This is a genomic window from Deltaproteobacteria bacterium, from assembly GCA_016874735.1.
Classification (GTDB): Bacteria; Bdellovibrionota_B; Oligoflexia; order Oligoflexales; family CAIYRB01; genus CAIYRB01.
The window spans coordinates 24,075-49,012 of sequence record VGTI01000031.1 but is presented as its reverse complement, the minus strand read 5'-3'; the positions used below and the strand labels follow the sequence as shown (position 1 = coordinate 49,012).

22 protein-coding genes are annotated in these 24,938 nt (G+C 52.4%); 10 read left to right on the top strand and 12 right to left on the bottom strand.

What is annotated here, in order from left to right:
- Window positions 1-315 precede the first annotated feature (315 nt).
- Together FJ146_12715 and FJ146_12710 are read left to right on the top strand one after the other, a co-directional pair.
- The gene (locus FJ146_12715; GenBank protein MBM4252827.1) at window positions 316-1,254 is read left to right on the top strand and encodes a hypothetical protein; all 939 of its coding nucleotides are present in this window, start codon (window positions 316-318) and stop codon (window positions 1,252-1,254) included.
- Between the two features lie 181 nt (window positions 1,255-1,435).
- Window positions 1,436-2,341: a trypsin-like serine protease gene (locus FJ146_12710; protein MBM4252826.1), complete on the top strand. Its 906-nt coding sequence runs from the start codon at window positions 1,436-1,438 to the stop codon at window positions 2,339-2,341.
- A gap of 28 nt (window positions 2,342-2,369) precedes the next feature.
- Here FJ146_12710 and FJ146_12705 read toward each other — a convergent pair whose 3' ends face one another.
- Window positions 2,370-2,855: a hypothetical protein gene (locus tag FJ146_12705; GenBank protein MBM4252825.1), complete on the bottom strand. Its 486-nt coding sequence runs from the start codon at window positions 2,853-2,855 to the stop codon at window positions 2,370-2,372.
- Here FJ146_12705 and FJ146_12700 point away from each other — a divergent pair.
- Window positions 2,847-5,150, top strand: a complete 2,304-nt coding sequence (locus FJ146_12700; GenBank protein ID MBM4252824.1) for an alpha-glucosidase — start codon at window positions 2,847-2,849, stop codon at window positions 5,148-5,150. The genes FJ146_12705 and FJ146_12700 overlap by 9 nt on opposite strands.
- On the opposite strand, the gene FJ146_12695 is transcribed toward FJ146_12700, so the two are convergent.
- Window positions 5,119-6,165: a coproporphyrinogen III oxidase gene (locus FJ146_12695; GenBank protein MBM4252823.1), complete on the bottom strand. Its 1,047-nt coding sequence runs from the start codon at window positions 6,163-6,165 to the stop codon at window positions 5,119-5,121. The two genes, FJ146_12700 and FJ146_12695, sit on opposite strands and share 32 nt — an antisense overlap.
- 157 nt (window positions 6,166-6,322) lie before the next feature.
- Here FJ146_12695 and FJ146_12690 point away from each other — a divergent pair, with 157 nt between their 5' ends.
- Window positions 6,323-7,294 carry a hypothetical protein gene (locus FJ146_12690; GenBank protein ID MBM4252822.1) on the top strand — a complete coding sequence of 324 codons (972 nt, stop codon included), beginning with the start codon at window positions 6,323-6,325 and terminating at the stop codon, window positions 7,292-7,294.
- A gap of 7 nt (window positions 7,295-7,301) precedes the next feature.
- On the opposite strand, the gene FJ146_12685 is transcribed toward FJ146_12690, so the two are convergent.
- From FJ146_12685 to FJ146_12675, 3 genes are all read right to left on the bottom strand, one after another.
- A complete protein-coding gene (locus FJ146_12685) occupies window positions 7,302-8,204 on the bottom strand; it encodes a hypothetical protein (GenBank protein MBM4252821.1) in 903 nt (300 codons plus the stop codon).
- A 168-nt stretch (window positions 8,205-8,372) separates the two neighbouring features.
- A complete protein-coding gene (locus FJ146_12680; protein MBM4252820.1) occupies window positions 8,373-9,686 on the bottom strand; it encodes an MFS transporter in 1,314 nt (437 codons plus the stop codon).
- 69 nt (window positions 9,687-9,755) lie between these two features.
- Window positions 9,756-10,592: a glycosyltransferase gene (locus FJ146_12675; protein MBM4252819.1), complete on the bottom strand. Its 837-nt coding sequence runs from the start codon at window positions 10,590-10,592 to the stop codon at window positions 9,756-9,758.
- 147 nt (window positions 10,593-10,739) lie between these two features.
- On the opposite strand from FJ146_12675, the gene FJ146_12670 reads away from it, so the two are divergent.
- From FJ146_12670 to FJ146_12655, 4 genes are all read left to right on the top strand, one after another.
- A complete protein-coding gene (locus tag FJ146_12670) occupies window positions 10,740-11,477 on the top strand; it encodes a hypothetical protein (GenBank protein MBM4252818.1) in 738 nt (245 codons plus the stop codon).
- 213 nt (window positions 11,478-11,690) lie between these two features.
- On the top strand, window positions 11,691-12,260 hold the full coding sequence (locus FJ146_12665; protein MBM4252817.1) for a heme-binding protein: 570 nt from the start codon (window positions 11,691-11,693) through the stop codon (window positions 12,258-12,260).
- On the top strand, window positions 12,260-13,006 hold the full coding sequence (locus tag FJ146_12660; GenBank protein ID MBM4252816.1) for a hypothetical protein: 747 nt from the start codon (window positions 12,260-12,262) through the stop codon (window positions 13,004-13,006). Before FJ146_12665 ends, FJ146_12660 begins: the two co-directional genes overlap by 1 nt.
- A 154-nt stretch (window positions 13,007-13,160) precedes the next feature.
- Entirely contained in the window at window positions 13,161-14,786 is a 1,626-nt protein-coding gene (locus FJ146_12655; GenBank protein ID MBM4252815.1) for a hypothetical protein, read from the top strand.
- A gap of 23 nt (window positions 14,787-14,809) precedes the next feature.
- On the opposite strand, the gene FJ146_12650 is transcribed toward FJ146_12655, so the two are convergent.
- Window positions 14,810-16,090, bottom strand: coding sequence for an Hsp70 family protein (locus FJ146_12650; protein ID MBM4252814.1), 1,281 nt, complete (start codon window positions 16,088-16,090; stop codon window positions 14,810-14,812).
- 54 nt (window positions 16,091-16,144) lie between these two features.
- Complete coding sequence (locus FJ146_12645; GenBank protein ID MBM4252813.1) at window positions 16,145-17,740, bottom strand: hypothetical protein; 1,596 nt, start codon at window positions 17,738-17,740, stop codon at window positions 16,145-16,147.
- A 157-nt stretch (window positions 17,741-17,897) separates the two neighbouring features.
- On the opposite strand from FJ146_12645, the gene FJ146_12640 reads away from it, so the two are divergent.
- Window positions 17,898-18,665 carry a TrmH family RNA methyltransferase gene (locus FJ146_12640; protein ID MBM4252812.1) on the top strand — a complete coding sequence of 256 codons (768 nt, stop codon included), beginning with the start codon at window positions 17,898-17,900 and terminating at the stop codon, window positions 18,663-18,665.
- On the opposite strand, the gene FJ146_12635 is transcribed toward FJ146_12640, so the two are convergent.
- The 5 genes from FJ146_12635 to dbpA are packed head-to-tail and all read right to left on the bottom strand — an operon-like array spanning window position 18,654 to window position 23,629.
- Window positions 18,654-19,094, bottom strand: a complete 441-nt coding sequence (locus tag FJ146_12635; GenBank protein ID MBM4252811.1) for a hypothetical protein — start codon at window positions 19,092-19,094, stop codon at window positions 18,654-18,656. The genes FJ146_12640 and FJ146_12635 overlap by 12 nt on opposite strands.
- Before the next feature lie 16 nt (window positions 19,095-19,110).
- The gene (locus tag FJ146_12630; protein MBM4252810.1) at window positions 19,111-19,950 is read right to left on the bottom strand and encodes a serine protein kinase RIO; all 840 of its coding nucleotides are present in this window, start codon (window positions 19,948-19,950) and stop codon (window positions 19,111-19,113) included.
- A 9-nt stretch (window positions 19,951-19,959) separates the two neighbouring features.
- Complete coding sequence (locus tag FJ146_12625; GenBank protein MBM4252809.1) at window positions 19,960-20,775, bottom strand: SAM-dependent methyltransferase; 816 nt, start codon at window positions 20,773-20,775, stop codon at window positions 19,960-19,962.
- Between the two features lie 9 nt (window positions 20,776-20,784).
- Window positions 20,785-22,161 (bottom strand): GTPase HflX, encoded by a 1,377-nt coding sequence (gene hflX / locus FJ146_12620; GenBank protein ID MBM4252808.1) that lies wholly within the window; start codon window positions 22,159-22,161, stop codon window positions 20,785-20,787.
- A 46-nt stretch (window positions 22,162-22,207) separates the two neighbouring features.
- Window positions 22,208-23,629 carry an ATP-dependent RNA helicase DbpA gene (dbpA, locus tag FJ146_12615; GenBank protein ID MBM4252807.1) on the bottom strand — a complete coding sequence of 474 codons (1,422 nt, stop codon included), beginning with the start codon at window positions 23,627-23,629 and terminating at the stop codon, window positions 22,208-22,210.
- A 189-nt stretch (window positions 23,630-23,818) separates the two neighbouring features.
- Between dbpA and FJ146_12610 the strand changes: the two genes are divergently transcribed.
- Window positions 23,819-24,928: a 2Fe-2S iron-sulfur cluster binding domain-containing protein gene (locus FJ146_12610; GenBank protein ID MBM4252806.1), complete on the top strand. Its 1,110-nt coding sequence runs from the start codon at window positions 23,819-23,821 to the stop codon at window positions 24,926-24,928.
- Window positions 24,929-24,938: the final 10 nt, after the last annotated feature.

The window sequence follows — 24,938 nt, the reverse complement described above, 5'->3', positions numbered from 1 at the left end:
CCCACTTGAGAGCCACAGGCGCTCAGTGCGATGGCTAATACAACTAATGCAACCTTGTTGAGTTTAGTTAATGGCAATGGTTAGGTCCTATAAACGCGACATCGGGCGTAGGTTCCAGACATCACAATTGCTTATCGGCAAAATTCAGAAAAAATTTAGAGGTAACTGATCCCGACTCGTACGGTGTGGTGAAAATTCCAGCAAAAAAGCGCTAGATCAACTGCTCGTGGGCTGTTAAATTTACAAAGAATTTCATCTGTTTACATTTTTTAGGGTGAGTTTTTGAGCCACCAACCGTCGAGCTGAGGTGATGCTATGTATGGTAAGCCCCGCCGGGTCTCGCTAGTCCCGTCTTTGCTGTGGGTGGGTTTTCTGGTCTCGGGTTGCCAAAGTACGGCTGTCCACAACCGCATTAATCCAGTGGAGCGGTCCCAAGGTGCTAGCGAGGCCTCACAGCGAGGCACCAACAGTGGACGCTCGTACCCACCGGGTCAGGTTGGCATTCCCGGTCAACAGGCTGCCAATGCGGGCCCAGGTTCAGCTGGCTGCGGCAAGTCCCCGACAGCCCTGGGCTTGCACGACGGTTCCGTTAGTGTCAATGGCGCGCAACGAACCTTTCTACGCTACCTGAGCCCTAACTATGATCCCAACCGGCGCCACATCCTGATCATTGGCTACCACGGTTTAGGGCTGGACGGGACCTCGCCGCGTCGTGATCACAAGTGGACGACACTTGAGGAGTCTTCTCAAGATGCTGCGATATTTATTTACGCAAATGCTGCGGGTGGATCCTGGAGCGGTGGTGGTAACAGCCGGGATGTGCTTTTTTTCGACGAGCTTGTGAGGGCCTCTGGAGATGAGCTCTGTGTCGATAAGGCACGCGTTTTTGTGCATGGATTCAGTAACGGTTCGTACTTCGTAAACGCTCTGGCAAGTGCCCGTAACTCTGCCATTCGCGGTGTGATTACTGTCGCTGGCGGCGGCGGTGGCACCAAGATGCCAGTTATGGTCATCCACGGTAAGCAAGATCAGAACGTGGGGTTCTACGGCAATGCTCCGAGTACTGTTAATGCCTATGCGCGCGCCAACGGTTGTAAGGTGCCTCCCAGTATCGATCAGTTGAAATCTGATACCTGTCAGCTTCTCGAGGGGTGTGCCCCCAAACTGCCAGTGTGGGTCTGTCCTTGGAACGGCAACCATCACTGGCCGGAATTTACCTTGCCTGATGTTTGGAAGTTCATAACGACCACGTGAGGAGTCTCAAAAGCGTCCTAACGCAAATGCATAAACATGCATAAAATAAAATTTTATGCAGATAATAAAATACAGGCTAACTAATTGACAATATGTCTGGACATGGGTTTTTATATCAATTATTCACGGCTAAATATCCACCGTTATGCAGGTGTGGCGGTGGTCGATGGGAGAGAGCTGAATGAAAACCTCGGGTTACTTGTGCCGTCTCGTTTATGTCGTGACTTCGATGGGCCTTGCACTGAGCTGTGGTCATAGTCAGCAAACTAGTGCGGTCAAAATCGTGCGAGGTCATGAGGTAGACGCGCGTAAATATCCAGCTGTTTCCCTGCAAGAAGTGGGGCCGGATGGTGCCTACGAGTCTTTTTGCACGGGTGTGATGCTCACTCCCGAGTTTCTCCTTACTGCCGCTCACTGCTCTCTCGGACCTGATGGTTTGCCTTCACTCCCGGAGTCGGTCGCAGTGGTCGCTTCTGACAACGATCCCGAATCTTCACGGGCTGTCCGTCACGAAGTCGCAGCGATTACCATTGAGTCCGGTTACAGCCACGGTGCTGGCGATGATGACGAGGACGACTCTGGGATCGTGAAGCCTGGCAATGCCAGGGACATTGCCGTGTGGCAGCTGCGCGATCCTATACCTGGCGTCATAACAGCGTCCCTGCTTGCCGCGAGCGATCTCGACGCCGCCTTCGCCGATGCGGCTCCGATTGTGATCATGGGGTACGGTAAGCAAGCGCGGCGCGAAAAACGCTACGTAAAGCACAACCTCCACATGGCGGAGACTAAGTACTTTGAGCATCTGGGCGCAGACCCGCAGGATTTTAGTGAGCACTCCGAGGATATCGGTGGACGCACTACGACCGAGTTTTATGCCGGTGCGGAGGGACTTCCCGATACTTGTAACGGTGACAGCGGTGGTCCGGCCTTCGTCAAAAGTGCGTCAGGTCGCTTGTTACTCGCAGGAGTGACGTCGCGCGGTTTGCCTTCTTGCGATCGTGGCGGTGTGTATACTTTGGTTCCGGCCTACCTCGACTGGATCCGCACTGTTGTTGCGAGTCTTCGGTTAGGCCGGATTGACGACTGACGGTGAGCAAACTCAAACGATGGTTTGATCAGATCTTTTTAGTCAACGCTATGGATTGGCCGTCACGAAGCTTGATGGTCAATCGGTCACCCTCCAGCTCGTAGCTAGCCCATTCTTTCGATGGGAGGTCGATAGTCGGAAGGCGCTGAGGCCAACAAGCTCTGAGGGTCGTGACTAAGTGCCAAAGCGCACCTGTCTTAATCGCGCCACTAGGGGCGAAGACAAAACCAGTAGCCTCGGCACCGCTGTCAATGCCACTGAAGAGGTTACAACCGTCGTCTCCGGAGACATTGTGATCGTCAATGTGTAGTGTGCCAAAATGGCCAGGCTGCTCCCAGTCCGTGCCAACCAGAGCCGTCACAGTGCCTTCGATCGCAATGCTTAAGCTATCAGTTGACTCATCAGAGTCAGCGTGTGCCAGAGTACACGAAGCCGCTACGACTAAGCTAAACCCAAGGCGATAGATTTTAGATAAGATGATACGGCGAGAGTGCTGAAAGTTTGGATGTGTCATACTGAGCTACTCCTTAGTGTCGCCCATAATTGGGGGAAGTCGATGAAGTTAGCACCAAGCACTTTGGTCAACAAGCTATCGTTTGCCGTGTTGATGTTCTTTGTGTCCCAAACGGCAAATGCTCAACATCTTGTTGTTAGTGGCTCCATGCAGCAAGAGCTGAGAGGCGAAGTTGGTCCATTTATCGTCGCGTGGCGTGGAGACGTAAGTGGGGCTGAGTCTCTGGTTGTAAGCCATCGAAGTTTTGCCGCGCGCAGGATTTGGCACACGGTTCCTGGTGAGCCCTTTGTCGCATTTTCCGTTGGGAGAGAGCATATCACCGAAGCGCGGGGTTCCATTACCGTGAAGGATCACTCGCTCGTGACGTGCGACCAGGTTTTCATTTCAGACTGGCAAGATGAAGACGATGAAGTTTTGTTGTCAGGTACCGTTCGTGGCAAGGGCTGCGCCGGTAGTTGGACTATCAGGATTCACCTGGTAGACGACGAGCGCCTCGCGGTCGATGTGTCTGGTCACAGCGCGATGCCACGCAGTTTTAATCGCGTCACGCTGCGCTATGCCGCGCCAATGGGTGAGCGAGTCCACGGATTTGGGATGCAGTTTACGCGATTTGATCTGAAGGGATCATTAATACCAGTTATTACGGAGGAGCAGGGGGTTGGGCGTGGGAGGCAGCCGCTGTCTTGGGCCGTCAATGCTACGCAGGGCACCGGTGTAGCGGGTGACTGGTCAAGTAGCTACGCCACTGTGCCTGCATACCTGTCTAGTGCCGGTTATGGCATATATCTTGATCAATACGAGTATGCGCAGTTTGACTTAAGGAGGCCGTCCCAAAGCAATATTCGTGTGTTTGCACCACATATGGCACTGCGGTTAGCAGTTGGTCGCGACTACAAACAGCTGGTAGAGGTGTACACCCGTTGGAGCGGCCGGATGGAGGCGCTACCGGAGTGGGTGGGCCGTGGTGCTATCGTTGGCGTACAGGGTGGCCTGGATCGGGTTAGGTCTGTGTACCAAAAACTACGGACGGCAGGCGTGGCCATCAGCGCTTTGTGGATCCAAGACTGGGTCGGAAGGCGGCAGACCACTTTCGGCTCGCAGCTTTGGTGGAATTGGGAGTTAGATGAAGGGAGTTACCCAGGCCTCGCTGCTTTTGCTGCAGAACTGAGAACGCAAGGAGTTAGACTTCTTACTTACGTTAATCCTTTTTTGGCGGACCCCAGTGCCAAACCAGTGGTAAAGCGAAATTTATTTAGCGATGCCAAAGCGTCAGGCTACCTAGTAATGAACGATGCTGGTGAGCCCTACATGATCCAAAATACGAGTTTTGCGGCAGCGCTGATCGACTTAACTGATACAGATGCAAGGCATTGGTTCAAAAACGTGCTCCGCGAGCAAGTTATGGTGACGGGGGCCAGCGGATGGATGGCTGACTTTGGGGAGGCCCTGCCCTACGACGCTAAACTTAAATCAAAGAGCGCCAAATCTTACCATAACCAGTATCCAGAAGAGTGGGTTAAGGTAAATCGCGAAGCACTCGAAGATGAGGGGCTTTGGCAAGATAGCCTCATCTTTAGTCGCTCCGCTTATTCCCGTAGCCCAGGCTTGGCTCGACTCTTTTGGTTGGGTGATCAGTTGGTGTCATGGGATGGTTACGACGGATTGCAGTCGGCACTCACGGGACTACTGACGGGTGGCTTTACCGGGTTTAGTTTGAATCATAGTGATACCGGTGGCTATACCACGATTGATAATCCGCTCCTGAAGTTTCATCGGTCGCGGGAGTTACTCCAACGTTGGACGGAACTCAATGCGTTCAGCGCTGTGTTGCGTACCCATGAGGGCAATATCCCGCGCCTGAACGCTCAGGTTTACGATGACAGCGAATCGTTGGCACATTTTACCAAGTTCAGCAAAATTTATGCGGCTCTGACGGAGTACCGGCAAACACTGATGGGCGAAGCGGCAGCGTCGGGGATGCCTCTAGTTCGTGCCGTTACCATGATGTATCCCGATGATGCGGGGGCACGCACGCTCGATCGGGAATTCATGCTGGGCTCCGATCTCTTGGTGTGTCCAGTTGTGCGGCCGCGTCGTGATACGGTGAGTTGCTACCTGCCACCAGGACACTGGCGTCATATCGTTTCCGGGCAGCTCTTCCGCCAGGGGTGGCACCGCGTTCAAGCTCCGATTGGCAAGCCTGCCGTATTTTTTCACGAGCGAGATGTTGCGGCACCACAGCCAGAGTGGTTACCGCGATTAACTACTCTGCTCCGCGATGATTCTGCTGCGTAGGGGCAAGTCTGTCGGCCCTAGCCATCAATTCTTGAGCCTCCGGATGTTCCTGATAAAACTGGCGCACAACGGTTGCTAGTTTAGCCTTGACCGCATCGTCGACAAGGCTTTTGGGAGCGTCAGGCAGGACATCAAGTAAGTTTGAGAGCAGTGTCTGCTGGAGCTTTGGCAACTGGGGTACGCACGAGCGGAGTAGCGCCTTGTCTACATGCGAGGGAAGCGAACCCAAAATGCCGACGTCATTTTCTGCATGTACAAGCAGTCCCGATGTCGTCCCACGGTCCAGTGTCAACACTTGGAGAAAATAAATACTATGGTAAGCCAACTGAGCAGCCCAGTCACTCGGGGTGAGAGTGCTCGGTGACCCCAAGTGACTGAGACTGATCTTGTGATAAGTTTCGATGACGGTGCGGCCAAAGCGCCCGGCCATGGTTAGATCAGCATCGAAGACGCCGCTCGTGTGGGCCTCCAGATAAAAGTGCGCAACACCGCGATGGCGCTTAAGTGCCGGGATATAAAAGTATTCCGCTCCCTGCGCCATTCCGTAAGTGCAGAGCTCACGTCCGACTGCATCAACGAATGCCTGTTCAAATAGGGATTTATCATCAGCATCTGGTAAGGCTGGATTTAGATCCCCCATCACGCGCCAGTAGCCACTACCATCCTTCATCTCGGTCCAGCTTATATGCATGTGCATCGATGGCATATCTGGGCGACGTGGGTGGACGATAGTCGATAGCGCCGTTGCCGAAGCCATTTTTTTTGTAGCATCGTTTTCGTATTGAATCTGCGACACGTTGACCGAGGCGCGATTAAATAGCTGTTCATCGGTAGCGATGAATCGCGTGCCCCCACCAAATTTGCCACCGGCTCTCAGCCAGCTAGCCGGATTAAAACGTGACCCCTGTACCGGCTCGGGTAGGGCATCAAGTTTAGATACAAAGTATGCCTGCAACTCATTCACTAGGTCGTAGGCCCTTCTTGCCGTTACCGTTGTTGCTAAACATATGGTCATAGAGTTGCCTCGAGAATGGTTATGCCGCTCATACTATACCCGGTAGTAGATGGTCGCAAGGTCGTGGCAGAGATTTTAGGCTGCTATGAAGTCTGCTATCATTACAGATATTTCCAAGACCTAGGGTAGCCCGGTCAAACTTCTACAGGGTGGCACCATGACTCAGTTTAGGACTGCGGCGATCATGCTCTTTACACTGTTGACGTACGCGGCTGCGAGTTGCCGCTCGACCGATAAGGAGGGTAACCCCGAGCCTCCAAGGGTAACGACAAGTGAGCTCGACGCTAAGGACCGACCTAAACAAAAACCGGTTACTTCTGTACCACCACCCCCCACTTATCCAGATGCCGTAAAATCCCCAGGGTGTGGTAAACCGACGGTAGGGCGCGGCGTGGAAGACCTCAAGTTAACCGTAGCCACCCAGGCGCGTGCCTATCTTCGGGTAGCCCCGGCTCAAGTTACCCCGGGTAAACCGCTGGCGTTGGTATTCTGGTGGTACGGAGCCGCTTCGTCGGTAGAGAAGACGCGTGCCACACCTGACTTTAATCATGCGCCAAATCTCGAGGCGTTAACCGCTAACGATGCCGTTTGGATCCATCCAAGGCATATTCAAGGCACGAATTTGACCTGGGAGCGTCGGGACAACGGCCGCGACGTGCAGTTCTTTGACCAGTTGTACCAGCAAGCGATCCAGGACTTCTGTGTCGATCTACGTAAAGTCTATACGATCGGGGTGAGTAACGGTGGTACGTTCGCCAACTATCTGACGAGTATTCGGGGTGACAAGATCAAGGGCGCTGTCGCCGTGGCCATTCCAGCAGTTGGGGCCGCTTGGCGTAAGGTCAATGTCCCTAGCATGCTGATCCAAGATGACCGGGATAATTTTCGAAGTGCCCAGCAAACCTTGGCCAAGATGACCCAGGACTCTGGTTGTCCACTGGCTACAAATCAGCAACTGACGGCGCAAGAGCCGGCTACCTGCTACTTGGTACCGAATTGCCCGAAGACTACTGCGGTGGCGTTCTGCCCTTGGAAGGTAAAGACTGGTGCAAATCCCCACGATTGGCCCCGTTTCACGGGGGCTGACCAGCAGATTTGGCGATTCTTAACCACTGGGTCTGTCAATTAGTCTGAATTTACCTGCTACCGAGACACTCATGAACTGTGACGAAACGGTAGCCAGCACTGCGGACCATTTGAATCATTTGTGGCAGCACCTTAGTAGTGACTGCCGCGTAGTCATGATTAAGGTCGAGAAGCGAGGTGTTGATGCCGCTTGTTCTCTTGGCTTTGACCAGGTCGAGTTGCTGTTGCACGCGGCTGATGACAGTAGCCGTGTCTTTCTCGGTCAGTGACCAATCGGCCCGATCTGCATTCCACCTGAGTGTCGTAAATCCGCCACTCAGTAGACTCTGCTGGACGGTGCCATCGATAAGTCCGTAGGGAGGCCGCAGGTAATGGGCACCTTGTACAGCTCGCTCACTGTGACCCACGGTGCGCAGTATAACGTCGCGGGTCTTATTTGCCTGCTCACTCACTTCTCTTGGTGTCAGCTTGGTCAGGTCTGGATGGGTGAAGCTATGATTGGATATCTGATGACCGTCGTTAAACGCGGTCCGCAGGAGGGCTCGCTTCTCTTCGGAATCCACTTTACTCCCAATCACAAAGAAAGTCGCTGCCACATGCTCTTGTCGAAGGATGTCTAGCATAATTGGCAATTGTGCGGACGGGACGTCATCAAAGGTCATGGCATAATGGTCGGGTGCGACGCATTCATGGTGTACAGTCAAAGGTACGCCGAGGTCGTGCAGTAGCTGCGCTGAGTTGGTGATCGAACAGTCCCCTATAGTGCAATAGGTGAAGTCTTTGCTTCCGTGGAGTGTCTCTGCGAGCTCAGAGCTACTTCCCTTAGGCGCTGATTGGCAACCAACAGCCATGGCGAAGGCCAGAGGCCCACAGCTTAACTTCAATTTTTCAAGTCCAGATTTGAAGGCCATAGTTCCGTCCCAGTATCCTTGCCAGTATCCTTGCCCACTCATCTAATCGTGTGGAATTTTACTAGTGCTCGCGGCGTCGAGTAGCCCAAAAATCCTAACTTGCCCAGCCGATTCGTCAACTACATAAATTTAGCTTTCTTTACGCCTCGGTCGCTATACGCCTTGTCTTTTATTTTTTTCTGCATAAAGACAATAATTTTGATGTCTTAGCTAATTCGGTAGTGGCCGATGCGCAGTCTCTGGCGCCCATCGCAAGGCAACAAGACCCATGATGTAAACAAAGGACAGTGCAATCGCCGTAAGACGCAGTGGCTCGGCGACACCATAGGCAGCCAATGACGACAGGATCGGTGCCATACCCAGGACACCGGCTGCTGTCAGATAGCGGGCGCTATTGTAGCAAAGGCCAATGCCACTGGACCTTAGGCGGGTCGGGAATAGCTCTGGAAAATATAAGGCATACCCGGCTAAGGGGGACCAAATTGTTAAGCCGAGTAGAGGCATCATCCACCAAATATGTGTGGTTTCGCTCATGCCGCCAAAGCAGATGATGACGGCAATCAGAGAGGCGATAAAACTCGCCGCGAATGCGGATCTGCGCCCAAAGCGTTGCGCTCCCCAGGTAAACAGAGCGATGCCAACGAGAGAGGCAACATCCTTCAGAATGAGGCCGGTACCAACGATTTGGGATTTCTCTGCGGCGCTTACGTGTTGGACCTTATCCAGTACTAGTCGCATCAATTCAGGTGTCCAGGTGCCGATGGCCCACACACCGAGCTGACCGGCAAATCCTAGGGTAATGCCGACCATGGTAGCTGTCTTCCATGGCGTGCTGAATAGTTCTCGTAGGCTGCCAATCGCCTCGTGGTGACGAGCTGCCTCAGCTTTAGCCCTCAGCCAGGCCTCTGATTCTTTGACGCGCAGGCGTAGCAAAATGAGCAGCAATGCTGGCAGAACGCCAATGGCAAAGAGTATGCGCCAGCCCTCGGTGCCTCCGTAGCGCGTCGATGCCTCGAAGATTAATGAAGCTATCGTTCCAAGCAGCGTGCCGACCATAGCCGTACCTTGCATTAATCCTAGAGCATAGGGTCGCTTTGCTGCTGGCAGTATTTCAGCAATAAGTGCGGCGCCGGCGGCAAATTCACCGCCCACACCTAGCCCGGTGAGAAATCTATATAAGCCAAAGTCCCAGACACTGGTTGCTACTCCGGACAGCCCCGTAAACAAGGAGTACACTGCGATTGTTAAACCCATCGTGCGAACACGGCCAAGTTTATCGCCGTAGATGCCGCATATGACGCCGCCCGTGGCCCAACCGGCAATAAACAATGCTGTCATACTAGTCCCGGCTTGCGCCACCGCTAGAGGTCCTGCCGTTGGCGCGAGTAGTGATGCCATCGCTGGAGTTCGCGCGAGGATAAATAGCCTCTGGTCAAAGGTGTCGAACATCCACCCTAAACAGGCGACTATGAGTCCCCACCTCTGCTCTTTAGTCAGTCCTGTTAGGCCTTTTATTAGGGACATGCTGTTATTGGGATCCTCAGTTTAAGATGCCGTGCGCAATACAGCTTCTGACTATGGGGGATTTCGATCTTAGCCGATCCCATTAGTGATTTCCTTGCTATGGCGGCGCGTGACGTAAAGTACACCGATACAAAATCGCAGCAGATACATGGCGGCTGTAAGTACTGGATGTGCCAATAGTTGCCAAATCTTGCCGTTTTCAGCATAAACTACGAGGTAGCGGTAATTAAATCCTAATTGTTTGCGGATAGTGCTGTGATCGCGCCCCCATTTATTGACGTAAGCGTCAAATGACTTGGCATAGTAAGATTTCTTTTTCAAATATCCGGGCAGGTCGAAATGCCCTTCATTATGGTAAAGTTCACATGGTGCCACCGCCACCGGACCATGATTGCGCATGCGGATGTCGATGTCCCAGTCTTCGGTACCTGTCAAAGATTCATCAAATCCACCGATAGCATCGAAGTCTTTGCGTCGCACGAAGCGCACGGCATCTATCACAGTGCCGTCATAAAAGCTGCGCTCGAATCGCCGTACCTTAATCCAAAAGCCGTGGCCGATCACCTTCTCAGGTATGTAAAGGCCGACGAGGCTCGGGTCCTTATCCATCATAGCGACGCATGTCTCTAGCACGTTGGGCGCTAGCGTCATGTCTGCATCCAGATACAAGGCAAAGGAGCCCGACCCTGACCGGATCCCGTAGTTGCGTTGGGCACTGCGCTCTGGCCCAACGTTGTAGACGTTAGGCGTGAACTCTAAAGCTATCTCTTTGGTGCGGTCGCGGGAGTTGTTATCGACAACAACGAGCTCAAAGTCCCGAAACTTCTGGTTTTTGATGCTTTCGAGGCAGGAGCGTAAGTTAGCCTCCTCGTTTTTGGTCGAGACCACCACGGTAACTACGGGCATCGCTATCCTCACGTCGAAATCATGCGGAGTTTATCTAATTATAACAGGATACTACAAGAATGCCTCAAGTCTGGGGCCGATATGCCCGAAAAGAATTTAAATAGATTCTGAATACCGCAACTCGAGAATGGATGAAAAGAGGAACTCATGCTCAAATTATTTGGCACTTCCACGAAGATCCTTGTCCTTCTGAGCCTCACTGGCCTTGCGTGTAAGGCGTCGCATTTCGGCGGTGCTTCGGGAAGCCTCCGTCAAGCGGCGGCCGCCTCCCAGGAGGCCTTGCCGGTACAAACTGAAATGACTGCTGAAGACAAAGAGCTAAAGGCACGTGCAGAGCAGCAAAAAGTGGAGACGAAAGCAGAGGAGGTGAAGGCCTTGGCGCTCAGCGGCGCACTCGATGTCTTGGCAAAGGTCTCGGATCTTATTGAAGGTATGCCCAAGTCCGACGACGAGCTTAAGGCCAATCTGGTCTATCAAAAATCCTTGGTCACCACAGCTACGGCGATCATAACTGGCGTATCTCTGATTGAGCGAGTGACGGTGGTTGTTGGTGCCGATAACGAAGAGGCGGAGACAAATAAAAAACTTGCTTTAATCGGTAGTGAGCGGCGTGAGCCAGCATTGCAGTTACAGTCCCAAGAGCAGTCACCCACTGAGCTACTTAAGCAAGCATCGGGTGCTGTGAGTCATCTACTGCGCAACGAGGCAGCTTGTAGCGGCGTCGTTGAATCAGCGCGGCCAGAAGAACAAGTCGACAATGCACTTACCGTGAAAACGGTGCAAAGACTCTTACAGGGACTTATTTTCGGCTTCGACAACGTCATGAAATCGTGCCTAGCAAAGGTTGCGGGGCCGACGGATTGCAAGCAAATCCACGGACATTGAATACACCATGAAGATCAATTTTAAGAAACTCCTGAACGCAGGCTCAGCAAAATAGCCAAGGGCTCGTGATTGGATTAGACTTGGTGGCAGCTATAGATAGCTGGTGACGGTTGATATCAGCCGATGGCACAGCATAGCCAACGAGGTCTCAGGATGTGGTTCATAAGGCTACTGATTACTGGATTGATATTGGTTACCGCAGAAGGGTGTGTCATGAGCAAAATCGAAGAACCCAAGTATGAAGTTGTCCGCGACTATGGCGCGTTCGAGCTACGACGATATCAGCCAACGATAGTGGCTGAGACGGTTGTTGATGGGGAATTCGACAGTAGTTCAAGTGTCGGTTTTCGACGACTCGCCAACTATATTTTTGGTGGTAACAAATCTAAGGTGTCTATGGAGATGACTGCACCGGTAACTGCGGCAGCAGGGCATTCAACATCCGAAAAGATTAGTATGACGGCACCCGTCTCTCAGGTTGCTTCGGGTACTGGCAAATGGACTATTTCATTTACGATGCCCTCATCGTACACAATGGCAACATTGCCCGAGCCACTAGACCCAGCGGTGCAGCTACGGCAGATACCGGGGGCAACCTATGCGGCATTGCGATTCAGCGGCTTAAACTCCGCGACTTTAGTCGAGGAGAAGACAGAGAGTCTCAGATCTCTTGCGGCAAAAGAAAACGTCAAGTTGCAGGACCGCGTCATCTACGCTCGTTACAACCCACCTTGGAAGCCTTGGTTTCTCCGTCGCAATGAAATCTTAATCGAGACACAGTGATGCGTGACGAGGAATTAATTGATATCCTGCATCACCCAGCGATTGAATGGTCGCGCTATCAATTAGCTGAGTTGTTAGCTCGTTATTTTCGATTGCGGGTTCATGGTGTTAAGCGCTTGCCGTCGTCGGGACGTGCCATCTTGATCGCTAATCACTCTGGTTTCGCAGGCTTTGATGCCATGATGATTGGGCACCTAGTACGTAAGTATGCCAAGCGACCTTACAAGATGGTTGCTCACCGCGCGTATTTCGACATGTTTCAGGCGCTTCGAGTAGTTGCGCGAGCGGTTGGATTCACTGAAGCCAAAATGGCCAGGGCCGTGGAGACACTCGAGCATGATGAATTGCTGATTGTGTTCCCGGAGGGTGAGCTCGGCAACTTTAAGTCTAGCTGGCACCGTTACGAGATGCGGCCTTTTCACACAGGATTTTTGCGCTTAGCGATCGCTACAGGTGCTCCGATTATCCCATGCTTAGTGGTGGGTGCCGAGGAGACCAACTTCAATCTTGGTAATATCGATTTGACTAGATTTGTTGCCCATCTCGTAGTTCCATTGCCAGTTAATATCCTGCCACTACCCGCTAAGTGGTCGATCGAATTCCTGCCGCCGCTAGATTTAGGTCCAACATCGACCCAACTCCTTGACGATCACGAATGGGTTCAGCACAAGACTGCCGCGATACATGCCACTATGCAGCGCAAATTGAGCAAAAAAGTAGCTGCCCGTAGCGGTATATACTGGTAGCTGTCGGCCGGCATCGGTCGCCAGACCATAGCAAAAAGTTTGGACGACTGTAAATTTTGTCGTTTAGGCCCTGGCAATGCTATGATAGCCGACATCCATTGCCCAAAAGTGCGCCCCACAGACAAAATGACACCCCGCGAGAAAAGGATGTGACATGCGTCTTAGTCAGTCCCAGCTGGTAATAGCACTAGGTTTAAGCTTGATGGCTGGAAACAGCTGCCGCTCAGCCAATAACAAAGGTGCTGAGGTCCGCGCCAATGCCGTGGAGGCTGGCTCCGACCTGAAAGCCCAGGTAGCTTCGTTTGATGCGATTCGGGCTAGGATCAATGATCTCAATCGGGCGGAATCGTCTAAGGCGGCCGATAAGCTGGCAACCCTATGGGATCACATAGTGGCGACTAAGCAGGACGACGATAGAGTCACTCCTGCTGCAGCTGGTGCCGCTGTTTTTGTCTTCGGTAACGGTTCGGCTGAGCGTTTTTGGCGGATTTTTACGGGGTGGTCAACTTTCGATGGTGGCTCCGAGGTGCGCCCCAGCGAGAAGGTGCCAGATATCTTGAAGAGCTACATCAGGCTTACGCATCGGTACGGGGTGTTTGCTAAATTGAAGTACGTACCGACCGACGCCGCCAAAAAGCTGTATACTGGACAGTTTGCTGAGGGTAACGACCATGTGCTTGGACGTTTTTCTAGCGCGGTTCCCCCTAGCGTGGCTGATCGCTTCACTCCGGCTGTAGCGGCAAAGTTTTTTCTTGATGGTCGCAATGAAAGCCAGGTCCTGATTACCCAGCACGACGTGGGTGGTCAAAGTGTCGGAAAGGATCGGATTTACAATAATTTCTTTGAGAAGCCACTTAGTAACCGACTGTCCTTTGAAAATAATGTCGAGTCAGGCGTAGGAGCCTTTTCGCGTTTTCTTTACACAGCAATTTATTTCTCCAAAAAGCTTAAATTGCCCTATGAATTCGACCCCCGGGAGCTTCAAGCTGATCACCTAGCGGAGTTTACTCCAGATGGCCGCGAAGTCGCCAACCCTCGGGGCCCGCGATTTGTTTGGACGGTGGCCGGTAGCGCTGCGATAAAGGCGCATTTCCATACACTAGATAAACCAAAAGCAGATTACCGCCAGGCGTTCCTCAGTTTAAATAAAAGCGTCGAGGGTGTTGAGGGTAGTGGCAAAACCGAAGGTGGTATTGTCGTGATGCGTCTCTACGGATCCGATACCTGGACTTATAACCCTGAGGCAAATGCCACATTGCTAGGCGAGTTTGTAACATCATCGCCGGTGGTTGCATCTGATGCAGCTGATCAGCGGCTATTCTTTCGGCATGCCATCAGCTTTTTTCATCCCACGGGTGTCGATCAGTCGGAGGAACGCCGCTTCGAGGTGCGCGCAGAGCGAGGCCACAGCATAGCGGATAACGCTGATCGCTACAGTCAAGACTATCCATTCGATCGTTGGTCTAGTAATGCTGCACGTGACGAGTTGTTTACCAGCCATTGCCGCCTGGGCGTGAAGGAAGATGAAATTCGTCCCTTTCCCACCTCCTCATCACTGCAGGGTACTTTCATCGCTAAAGCTATCGCGACTCGTAAATCACCAGATGGTAAGTACTGTGCCCCTGACGTCTTCCGCAAGCTAGCAGCGAAAGGTAAGGAAAAGGCCTCGGACGAGCAGCTTGCCACTAAAGTCATTGATGAAGATGATCAGACATTGGAGCCGGGGGTCAAAGACGGCTTAGCCAAGTACCTTAAGACCTGGCTGCCGAGCAAAATGTAGAAAGGTGCCCGGCGCCCCTGGATTCAAATGCCTAATGCAACCGCCCTCTCTGCCAGCCCTCCAACAACGGAATGAAAATGCCGATGTTGTCTGAGGGCTTGGCTGCCAAAGCGACGTTCTAATTCGCTACGTAGCTCGGGGATTTTGGCAGTGCCACCGGTGCAACAGACTATTTCGATGTCGGCCGCCTTAACACCGGCGAGGTGTAGGGTCTCATCGAGAGCGGTAATGATTTGTCCCACGATGTCTGAGCTAACTGATCTAAAATGACTTCCTTCCAGTTCTTCTTCAAGACCAATCCCCGGATAATCAAAATTAAATACAGCGGAGTCATTTCCGGAGAGATCGATCTTTGATTGTTCGATTGAGCGGAAGAGTTTGTACCCAAGGTGCTCCTCAATCAGAACGAACAAGCGGTCCATGCGCTGCGCATTTACGGGCGTAATGGACCACTTCTGCGCCTCTTTGAGTAAGTTTAGAATATCCCCGCGCGACAGAAATGAGATGTCCGCTGCCGAGCACATTTTGTTGATTAGTTGCCGTGGCAGGTGCAAATCATTGCTACCCATGGGCATCCGGTAAACGACCTCAGATCCGAAGTGTGGGGCAATCATGTGCTTCATGATCGCGCCATCAAATCGGTCTCCAGCGATTGAAATGCCGTGCGTCGCTAAAATGTCACTATCTTTAAAGCGATGGCGATCCATGTGGAGGACGGTGAAATCGGATGTACCTCCGCCAAAGTCGGCTATCAGCACTAGCCGTTTGCGGTCTAGTTGATGGCGGAATTCGTACGCGGCCGCAACCGGCTCAGGACAGTAGAAAACCTCCTTAAAACCTGCCAACTGTGCTGCCGTGGTTAGGCGTTTTTCGGCAAGTTGATCTTTGTCCCCTTCGCTGGCAAAGACTGCTGGTCGCCCTAAGATGACGGAGGTGACATCCTGTTCAAAAAAGGCATTAGCACGTTCGCGCAGCTCACGAAGAAACACGGAGATGAGTTCTGGTAGGTTGTAATAGCGGCTGTGCACATGCGTGCCCGAAAAGCCTGGGTCAGGTAGGTATTTTTTCAAAGAACGAAATAAGCGTCCTTCGGCTTGGTGGATGCCGTACTGATTGACCGCTTCAGCACCGAAGTACCACTGACCAGCCGTCGGTGTATACAGTACGCTTTTAAGAACTGTGGGGTCGTTTGCAGCAGGATCCAGGCTTATCGGTGGAATGACTTTGTCACCGTCAGCGGCGGCCAAAAGGGAATTGGAAGTACCGAAATCAATGGCATAACAGCGGGGCAAGGTGGACTCCATTTTTTGTGATCAATTATAGCACAGCAGTTACAGTGCGTAGTCAATAGCAATGGCTCACTGGTAGGAAAACAATAGTTCACGGAATTTGTTACGCACCGGATCGAAGCTAGCTAAGGGTAGGGACCAGAGTTCAAGGATGTCCTTTTTTCCAAGTTCTCGCTGCAGGGCTTTTTCCGCACTGAGTATCTTGGCGCTAGGTCCGTGAACAGCGGTGCTACCGAGTTCAGAGACTGTTTTGATCAGCTGGAGGATTTTAACCCTATTTTTGGTGTTGCTGCTTAGTGTCAGCCTAGCCGTCAATTCCTCCACTAAGAAAGTGGCTGTGTTGCAAACATATCGCTTAGCGGCTTGATCACTTGTACTCTTTGAACGACGGATATTAATACAACCGTCTGCTCGCTTCGGCGCGATTAACCAGCGCAACCCCGCCCAGGCATCCATGCGGACAAAGATTGCGCGCACTTTAGCTGAGTAACGCGCATCAAGCGCCGCGAGCCGGTGAACCTGGCTGGCATGTGGTTGTCGGGCTAATTCGTGCAGCGCTTCTTCCAGGCCGTCTAAGTAGCGACTAATCTCTTGAGCCAGAGGCTCGCATTTCAAAGTAACGAGAGGTTGAGTGGTTGTAACGTGATTTTCGGTGAGCAACCATCGCACTTGCAGTGCGTAGTAGGCTCGCATTTGAAGCGCCCGTCGCTCTCTAATCCGCGTTATTTGTTGTGGCGTCAGTCCGTCCAACTGATCCAGACCAGATTCAAAAAAGTCAGTGAAATATCTTTTTAATGCCGTGTTTGGTGACTGTGGTGCCTGGTTCTGGTTCAGAAACGATGGTAGTCCCTCTATGGAGCAGTAGCGTCTAAAGAATTCTGACACATATCCAAAAGCACTCAACGCGCCATGCATGGCACTCAAATAGCCTAAGGTTCCTTTGTAAAAATCATAAGCCTGAGCAGCTAGTGATGCTGCGAAGTCATTCTTACCACGGGGCTGCCACAGAGCCGTCTGCTTGCCGTTGAATCCGTCCAAGTAGATGTCCAAAATGTCTCGATGACTTGTAATCGCGGCAGCTTTGAAGGCGCGTACCGGATGAAAACGGGCATTACTTGCCGTCTGCCTTTCAAGCGCAAACTCACCGTCTGGTAATCGGACGCGGACAGCGCCACCGATGACGATGTCACTGAAAAAGTAGCAAAAACCCTCCGCCATCAATGAAAACGTGCGAAAGTCGCTTTTGCTCCGTGGACGCCAATACCCGGCAAAGAAGGGCTCCCATAATGCCACGTGCATAAGCTCGTGCGACAGAATGGTGAACTCATCCACCGCCGTCTTCAGGGCGGTGATTGCGGAGCCTAGCTCATCTAAGTAGGCGGCTGGTAGCAAGGCATGTGGCCTTTGCGACAGAGGATTCCATTCCTCGTCACTGGTATCTGGAATAGCCGGTGCCACTGATGACATGGTCAGTAATAGATTCTTTAGTCCTTTCGCCTCACGAATAAATGGTTCATTGATGTCCGATGGGGTGAGGCCTCTCGTAGTATGGCCTCCCACACTCATGAGTTCCAAAATGCGCGCGTAAGCGCTCAGTGCAATATGTCCACTGTGCGCGTCATCTTTTAGGTCCACTTGCGGCTTCGATGGATTGTGCTTGGGCATGTCGTTTACGCCTAGGTTTTACGTGACTTGCGCTTGGGGTCATCAGCGGCTGTATCTCTAACACACGCTACTGTGGATTCATAATTCCGGATTGAAATACCCGTAAATATCTGCAATATTTCCGATCTATATGTTATTGCCAACTTAGGAGCGTAGCATGGCTCGTGGCCGCGCCTGGAAGCCAAAAGTCATCGCAAGCGAGCAGAACGACACCTTCAAGAGCTTGTTGAAGTTGCTTAGTTCCCGAGGCATTCAAGACCAAGGCCAGGCCTTGATCGCGGGTGATAAAATTATACCAGAGGTTGCAGCGCACCATCCCGCGGCGGTTAGAGCCTGGATCACACCGGAGGGGTGGGAGGCTCCGCCCCTCGACGTTGCGTGGATTTGTCTGGCGCCCAAGCTTTTTGAGGCTTTGAACCAATTTGGCACCCATTCACCGCTTTTGGTCGTTGGTGTGCCTGAGATGCCGCTTTGGTCTGATAACTCTCAATGGCCGCCTGGATGTAGCCTATTTTTGGCCCTGCAAAATCCAGACAATCTAGGCGCAATCGTCAGATCCGGAGTTGCTTTTGGGGTGAGGCGCTTTGTTTTGCTCAAGGAGGCAGCTCATCCCTTTCACCCCAAATCCATGCGGGCGGCCGGCACCGGCTTGCTCAAAGCCACCTTTGAAAGAGGACCTTCGATTCGGGAATTAAACGTCACTGGAGCGCCACTTTTCGTGCTAGACGCAGGTGGGATGCCTCTCGAAAAGATGTCATTCCCCGAGCGCTTTGCTCTCTTACCGGGTGTTGAGGGACCAGGAGTACCTGGTCACTTGGCCCTGGGTCAGCGGATTTCAATTTCCATGCAGCCTGGTGTTGAGTCGCTGAATGCCACAATTGCAACCGCCATCGCTCTCTATGAGTGGCGGCGATCAATGCCCTGAAAATTCAGCTGTTACCACGTGGGGTAGGACCCGGTGCCAATGCTCTGTAGATGTGACAATTAACTGATCTCTTTCTACGCGGATTGCGACTCGGTCGCCCCAGCCGTGTGAGCGAAAAGCCAACTGAGCCCTCTGGCCGTTACTCAAACGTGCCGCACAGCTGATCGCGATGCCCGGCTCTGGGAACCCGAGACCATCGCCGTACCCCGTGTCAAACTGCGTTGTGTCCTGGGCTCCCGGCGGTAATGCGGTGAGTGATATCAGGGTCCACGACTCTGTCCTGCAGTAGATATCGACGGGCTTACTACCGTAATTGGTCGTGGACCAGCAGCTTCCGTCGTGGACAGAGGAGCACGGTCTGGCGCTGGCATTGCCAGAGATCACTAGGAATATCAAACCAAACAATTCATACGCGGCTTTTCTGATCACTTTGTTTATCCTTCTCTTATGATTGTTTGGATCGATGATTTTTCAACGCGTCTTCCCGAGCGTCGTCAATCTCGTCCAAAATTGCGCCGATGTTAATTGGCTTTGAACTTTGCGCGAATTTGCCAGTGATGGGTGAGTCTGGTCGCAGCTTGCCATTCTGATAAAGCTGCCATATTTCTCTCGCATAGTCTGTCTTTAAGACTTCCGGAGCGAAGCGCCCACAGTAATGAGTCACTTGCTTAATGTCGCGCTGGAGGATAGCAAACGCGTTGTTTGCTGTGGCCTGCACCACTTGAGGGAAATCAATAATTACTAGGCCCTTGGACGACTTTAATACGTTAAATTCTGATAAATCGCCATGGACTAATCCCGCGCACAACATCATCACGATCTGTCTCATGAGAGTTTGGTGATATTCTAACGCCTGATCACGCGTGGTCACCACATCATTCAGTCGGGGAGCTGGGTCGCCCTCGTCATCGAGGATCATTTCCAGTAGTAATACGCCCTCATAATAGGCGTAGACTTTTGGCACCAATACCCCGGCGTTTGAAAGCGCGCCCAGCGCTTCCACTTCTTTATTTTGCCACTCACTTTCGCGTTCCTCGCGACCATAGCGGCTATTTTTTTCCATAGCGCGAGCCTGTCGGCTACCTCTTACTCTACGGCCTTCGGTGTATTGGGTCTTTTGTTTAAAGGTTCGGTTGTTGGCTTCTTTGTAAACTTTCGCGCAGCAGTATGCGCCATTTGCAAGGACGACATATACTGCAGCTTCTTTGCCGCTTTGTAATTGCCCAACCACCTCGTCAATGAGATTCGCGTGAATAAGCGGTATTAATTGATTTGGCGTTTTCATTGATCGATTTTACTTCTTACTAGCAAACACGCCGTCGCCTTCAAGGCGCGTGTTGAAACCAGCGCGCTGCAGTCGCTGCGACACTTCTTGCGGCACGTCACGCCCACTGGTAAGTTTGTTAGGCGAGCCTGTATAATGAAATAAAAGTCCTTTAGGTTTGAGCACTCTGGCGAGGTGGTCGTAGAATACCTGCGAGTAAAGTTCACCCGCGATGCCAAATCGAGGTGGATCATGCAACGCTGCATCGAACCATCCACTTGGCATTTTTGTTATATCTAAAGCGATATCACCGTGTCTGAGATCGAGGGATCCACCGGCCTTTGGCGACCAAGGATTGACTTCGCGTAGCCACATCACATCAGCATTTTTTTCAGTTGAGAGAATTTTCTTGGCGCCGCTCTTCACACAATGAGCGGCGAAGTATCCAAGGCCACCGCAGGTGTCCAGTATAATTTTGCCACGGGGGGCGATAAGCCCAACCTTACGTTCAGCGTCCGCAAAAGGGCAGGTGTGCGCCGTGGGGAGCATTTTGATGCCATCAATTTGGAATGTTGGGGGTCCCCAAGATGTGGGCACAAGTTTAATAAGGGAGTTGGTAAACCGCGCCACCGGAGCAAAGTCGTCACCATCCCACATGTAAATAGTGTTGTTTTTACAGACCTCAGGATAAGGGTAATCAAAAGCACCAACTGTCCAGCACTCTGACCCTACGGTGACAGGGGTCTTCGTCTGATCAAGGTTGAGAGATATCTCAACCATGCCACCCCCCGCATTTTTCTTATTTAAAAGTGCGGTATTTTCTTTTGCAGTAATGAGTACGGCCATATTGGTTTGCTACTTGTCGTTTAGTTGCTTTTCGATCCAGTCAAAAACCGAACTTTCCGCCCGAACTGATATCTTTGTGCCTTCGTTTTCATAGGATTCCCCAATCACACGAGCGCGCTCACGGATCATGCCAAGGACCTTGCCTTTGCCGTATGGGATGAGTATCTCGCGATCTGACATGTCCCGTTCGAAGTAACTGAGAATAATCTCGCGGATGCGCCTGACGTCATCTGGTCTGCGTGTGGAGATGAAAATAGCAGTTGGGAATTCGCTAGCTAAGGCAGCTCTCTGGTCCTCTGTGATTTGATCACATTTATTCAATATAAGTCGACTAGCTGTATTTGTTGCTCCAATTTCTTCCAAGACTTGCCGTGTGACTTCAATTTGGGATCTGAAGTTTGCATCAGATGCATCAACAGTAAAGAGCAGTAGGGATGCCGATAAGGCCTCGTCCAGAGTCGAGCGAAAGGATGCCACTAAGTCATGCGGTAGTTTCTTGATGAAACCTACTGTGTCAGAAATCAAAATGCGCGGAACTGACTCAGGCTGGAGTGCTCGCACGGTAGTATCAAGAGTGGCAAATAATTTATTTTCCACTAGGACTTCGCTGCCGGTAAGGGCGCGCATCAATGAGGATTTGCCGGCATTGGTGTAGCCAACTAGAGCCACACATGGTGCTTCTTGGCGATGCGCGCGCCTAGTGGCTTGCTCGTGGCGAATGGATTCGAGCTGCTGGCGTAGCTCTGCTATGCGGTCGCGGACGCGGCGACGGTCGAGTTCATGCGCGCTTTCGCCGGCGCCTTTGGCACCGATGCCACCGCCCTGTCGGTCGCCACCTACGTGGGATTCGCGTAGGCGCGGCGCCATATAAGCAAGCTTGGCAATTTCGACCTGAAGTCGAGCTTCGCGACTGCGGGCGTGGCGACTAAAAATCTCTAAAATGACACCGCTGCGATCAAGTACCTCGACGCCAGTTGCTTCCTCTAGGTTGCGGAGCTGGGTAGGAGTCATCTCACAGTCAAATACGACTAGGTCAGCTAGTTGATCATGGTCGTCAGAGGAGTCATCGTCATCGCTGGCGTAGCTAGCGGCGGCAATGTCATCAGTGGCGTCGTCATCGTCGCCGCCTTTGCGGAAACCGCGCACCACACCGGAGCCGCCAGTCCAGGTAGCGAGTTCACGAAGTTTACCTTCGCCTAAAATGGTGCCGGTAGCTAAAGTTTTGCGCTTTTGTGACACCCGACCGACGGTTACCAAGCCCAAGGTCGAGCAAAGTCTTTCCAGCTCATCAACGGAAGCCTGATGTTCAGCGTCCGTGACTGCCGGTAACTGCACTGATGCGAGTATCACGGGGGTCTTTGGTTTTTGGGCTGTAGATTGGGTCATCGAGGTTCCTTGATGGGAGCGAGCAGTTAGTCTCCGGTCATACGACTTAGCGGACGAGTTCTACATTGAACTTACGCCCTTTAATACTGCCGCATCGCAGGCTTGCCAGGGCCTTCTCCGCTATGTCTTTCTGGATGGCAACATACGAAAAATAATCATGAATTTCAATTTTGCCGATGGCAGAGCCACTGAGTCCCCCGGCCTCGCCCGTTAATGCGCCAAGGATATCGCCCGGACGTACCTTGGCTTTCCGACCGCCAGAGATATAAAGCGTGACCATCGAAGCTGTTGCCAATGCTGCTGGGCGAGGGGACTCTTTCGAGTCCAATTTCAACCGTGGGATCGTTCGCCCCACGAGAGCTTCGATAGCTTCAACTTTGTGAGTTTCACTGGGGTTGACCAAAGAAACGGCATGGCCTTTTTTGCCAGCGCGACCTGTACGTCCGATCCGATGGATGTAGGTCTCGGGTTTCACGGGTAGGTCGAAGTTGCACACCAAATCTAAGTCGGCTACGTCGATACCACGGGCAGCCACATCAGTGGCAACCAAAACGCGAATACTTTGGTTGCGAAACTTGGCTAGCACACGGTCGCGGTCGGGTTGCAGGAGATCGCCATGAAGCGCATCCGCACTGAACCCTGCGTCCTTAAGATTTTGTGCAATCTCTCCAGCGGTTGCTTTCTGGTTGCAGAAAACAATCGCCGCGTTGACTGTCTCACGGTTGAGTAGTGCTTGGAGTGCCTGCCATTTACGACCTGCAGGGATCTCGTAAAGCTCTTGCTTCACTTCAGGGGCAGCGACGGTTGGGGTGCCTTGGCTAATCGAGATGCGTACGGGGTCTGACTGACGTGCTTCGCTCATGGCTGCGATGGTTTGCGGGTAAGTGGCGGAAAAGAAAACGGTCTGCTTAACTTTGGGTAGGGTGGCGAAGATTTGCTCCATATCTTCCTCAAATCCCATGTCGAGCATCCTATCTGCTTCGTCCAAGACGATACAGCGCAGGCGCCAAGGATTCAGACTGCCCCGCCGTAAATGGTCCAATACGCGACCCGGAGTCCCGACTATGATATGGACGCCTTTTTCCAACGGCAGTAATTGTGATCTTGCGGGTTGCCCACCTGAGAGGATCATCACCTGCAGCCCCGGAAGGCGGCGGCCAAGCTTACGGATCTCCCGTGCGACCTGGGTGCAAAGCTCCCTCGTCGGGCAAAGGATCATAGCTTGAAGGAAACGGCCCTCGATCCGTATTCTCTCCAGAATTGGTAAGGAGAAGGCGAGTGTTTTGCCACTGCCGGTCTGGGCTTGAGCTACAAGGTCGCGCCCGGCAAGAAGCAGAGGGATACTTTTAGCTTGAATCGGAGTTGGTTGCTCGTAACCTAATTCCTCGAGAACTGCACTCATTGCCGGCGATAAATTCAAGCGTTGGAATCCTCGTGCCGTAACGGGCGAGACGGTTTCGGTAGTCATATGTCTATAGCTCCTGGGCGGAGGTGTGGCGAGCGCCGCATACCTGTATCACAAAGCTCAGGTAAGGTCAGGGATTTGTTGTAAGGGTCTAGAATTACATTGTAAACAAAATAATGTGACAAATGGCTCAAGTGCGGACCAGGTGAGTCCGATAAATCCCCAACAAGAAGCGGTTTTCGTGAGGGATTTATGAGCTTAGGCCAAAAAATGAAGTGGGTTTTGGATAGTTATTTCACCCCCCTAACTTCGTCTCACTACATCGAACTTCTCAACCCGCTCTGGGCCGATCACCAACTGCATGCAAAAGTCGTTGCTGTCATCGATGAGACAAAAACAGCGCGCACCCTGGTGCTTCAGCCTGGACGTAACTGGCGTATCCATCGACCTGGGCAGCATATTCGCGTTGGTGTGACCATTAATGGGGCTAGGCATACTCGCACTTATTCTCTCTCGTCAGCCCCAGAGGCCGGGGGCGGACAGATAGCAATCACCGTAAAGGCCTCGGAAGGTGGTTTTGTATCGCGCCACCTCACCACCGAGGTCAAGGTCGGTGACTTGATTCCAGTGGGTCTTCCGCAAGGCCTATTCGTGATGCCCGAAGCTGGCCCAGTCCGCCCCCTGTTTGTCACCGGTGGCAGCGGCATTACTCCTGTCATGGCGATGCTGCGTAGTTTGGCTATAAGACGATCGGCGATGAGCATAGTACACATACACTATGCGCGCCATGCCTGGGATGTCATCTTTGGGCAAGAGCTTCGAGCCATGCACAGGAGTCTGCCAAACTATCGCCTCATCGAGATTTATACCGAGAACAAACGTCGGGGAATTCCTGGTATCTCCGATCAGCCAGCAGATCTCCATTTAACACGCGGCGCTCTCACTGCGATATGTCCAGATTGGCAGGATAGGGAATCTTGGGTTTGTGGTCCTACCGGCCTAAATGAGGCCGCTTTACAAATTTGGCGCGAGTGTCAGGTTGAGTCACGACTTTGTATCGAGGCCTTTCACGCCAAACTAGCGCCGCTTCCCGGCGACGCCAAAGGTGGGGTGATAAAGCTGCAGCGAAGCCAAAAGGAAATCTCATCTGACGGTCAGTCGTCGATTCTGCAGGTTGCCGAGGCAGCTGGGATCAACTTGCCACACGGATGTCGGATGGGGATTTGCCACGGTTGTAATGCCACTCTGATTGCAGGGACAGTGCGCGATCTTCGGACCGGTGCGGTGCGCCAATGCTCTCCGGGTGAGACGGTGCAAATTTGTGTCACTGCGGTGTCTGGCGACTCCGAGTTCGATGTTTAGTGACACCTTT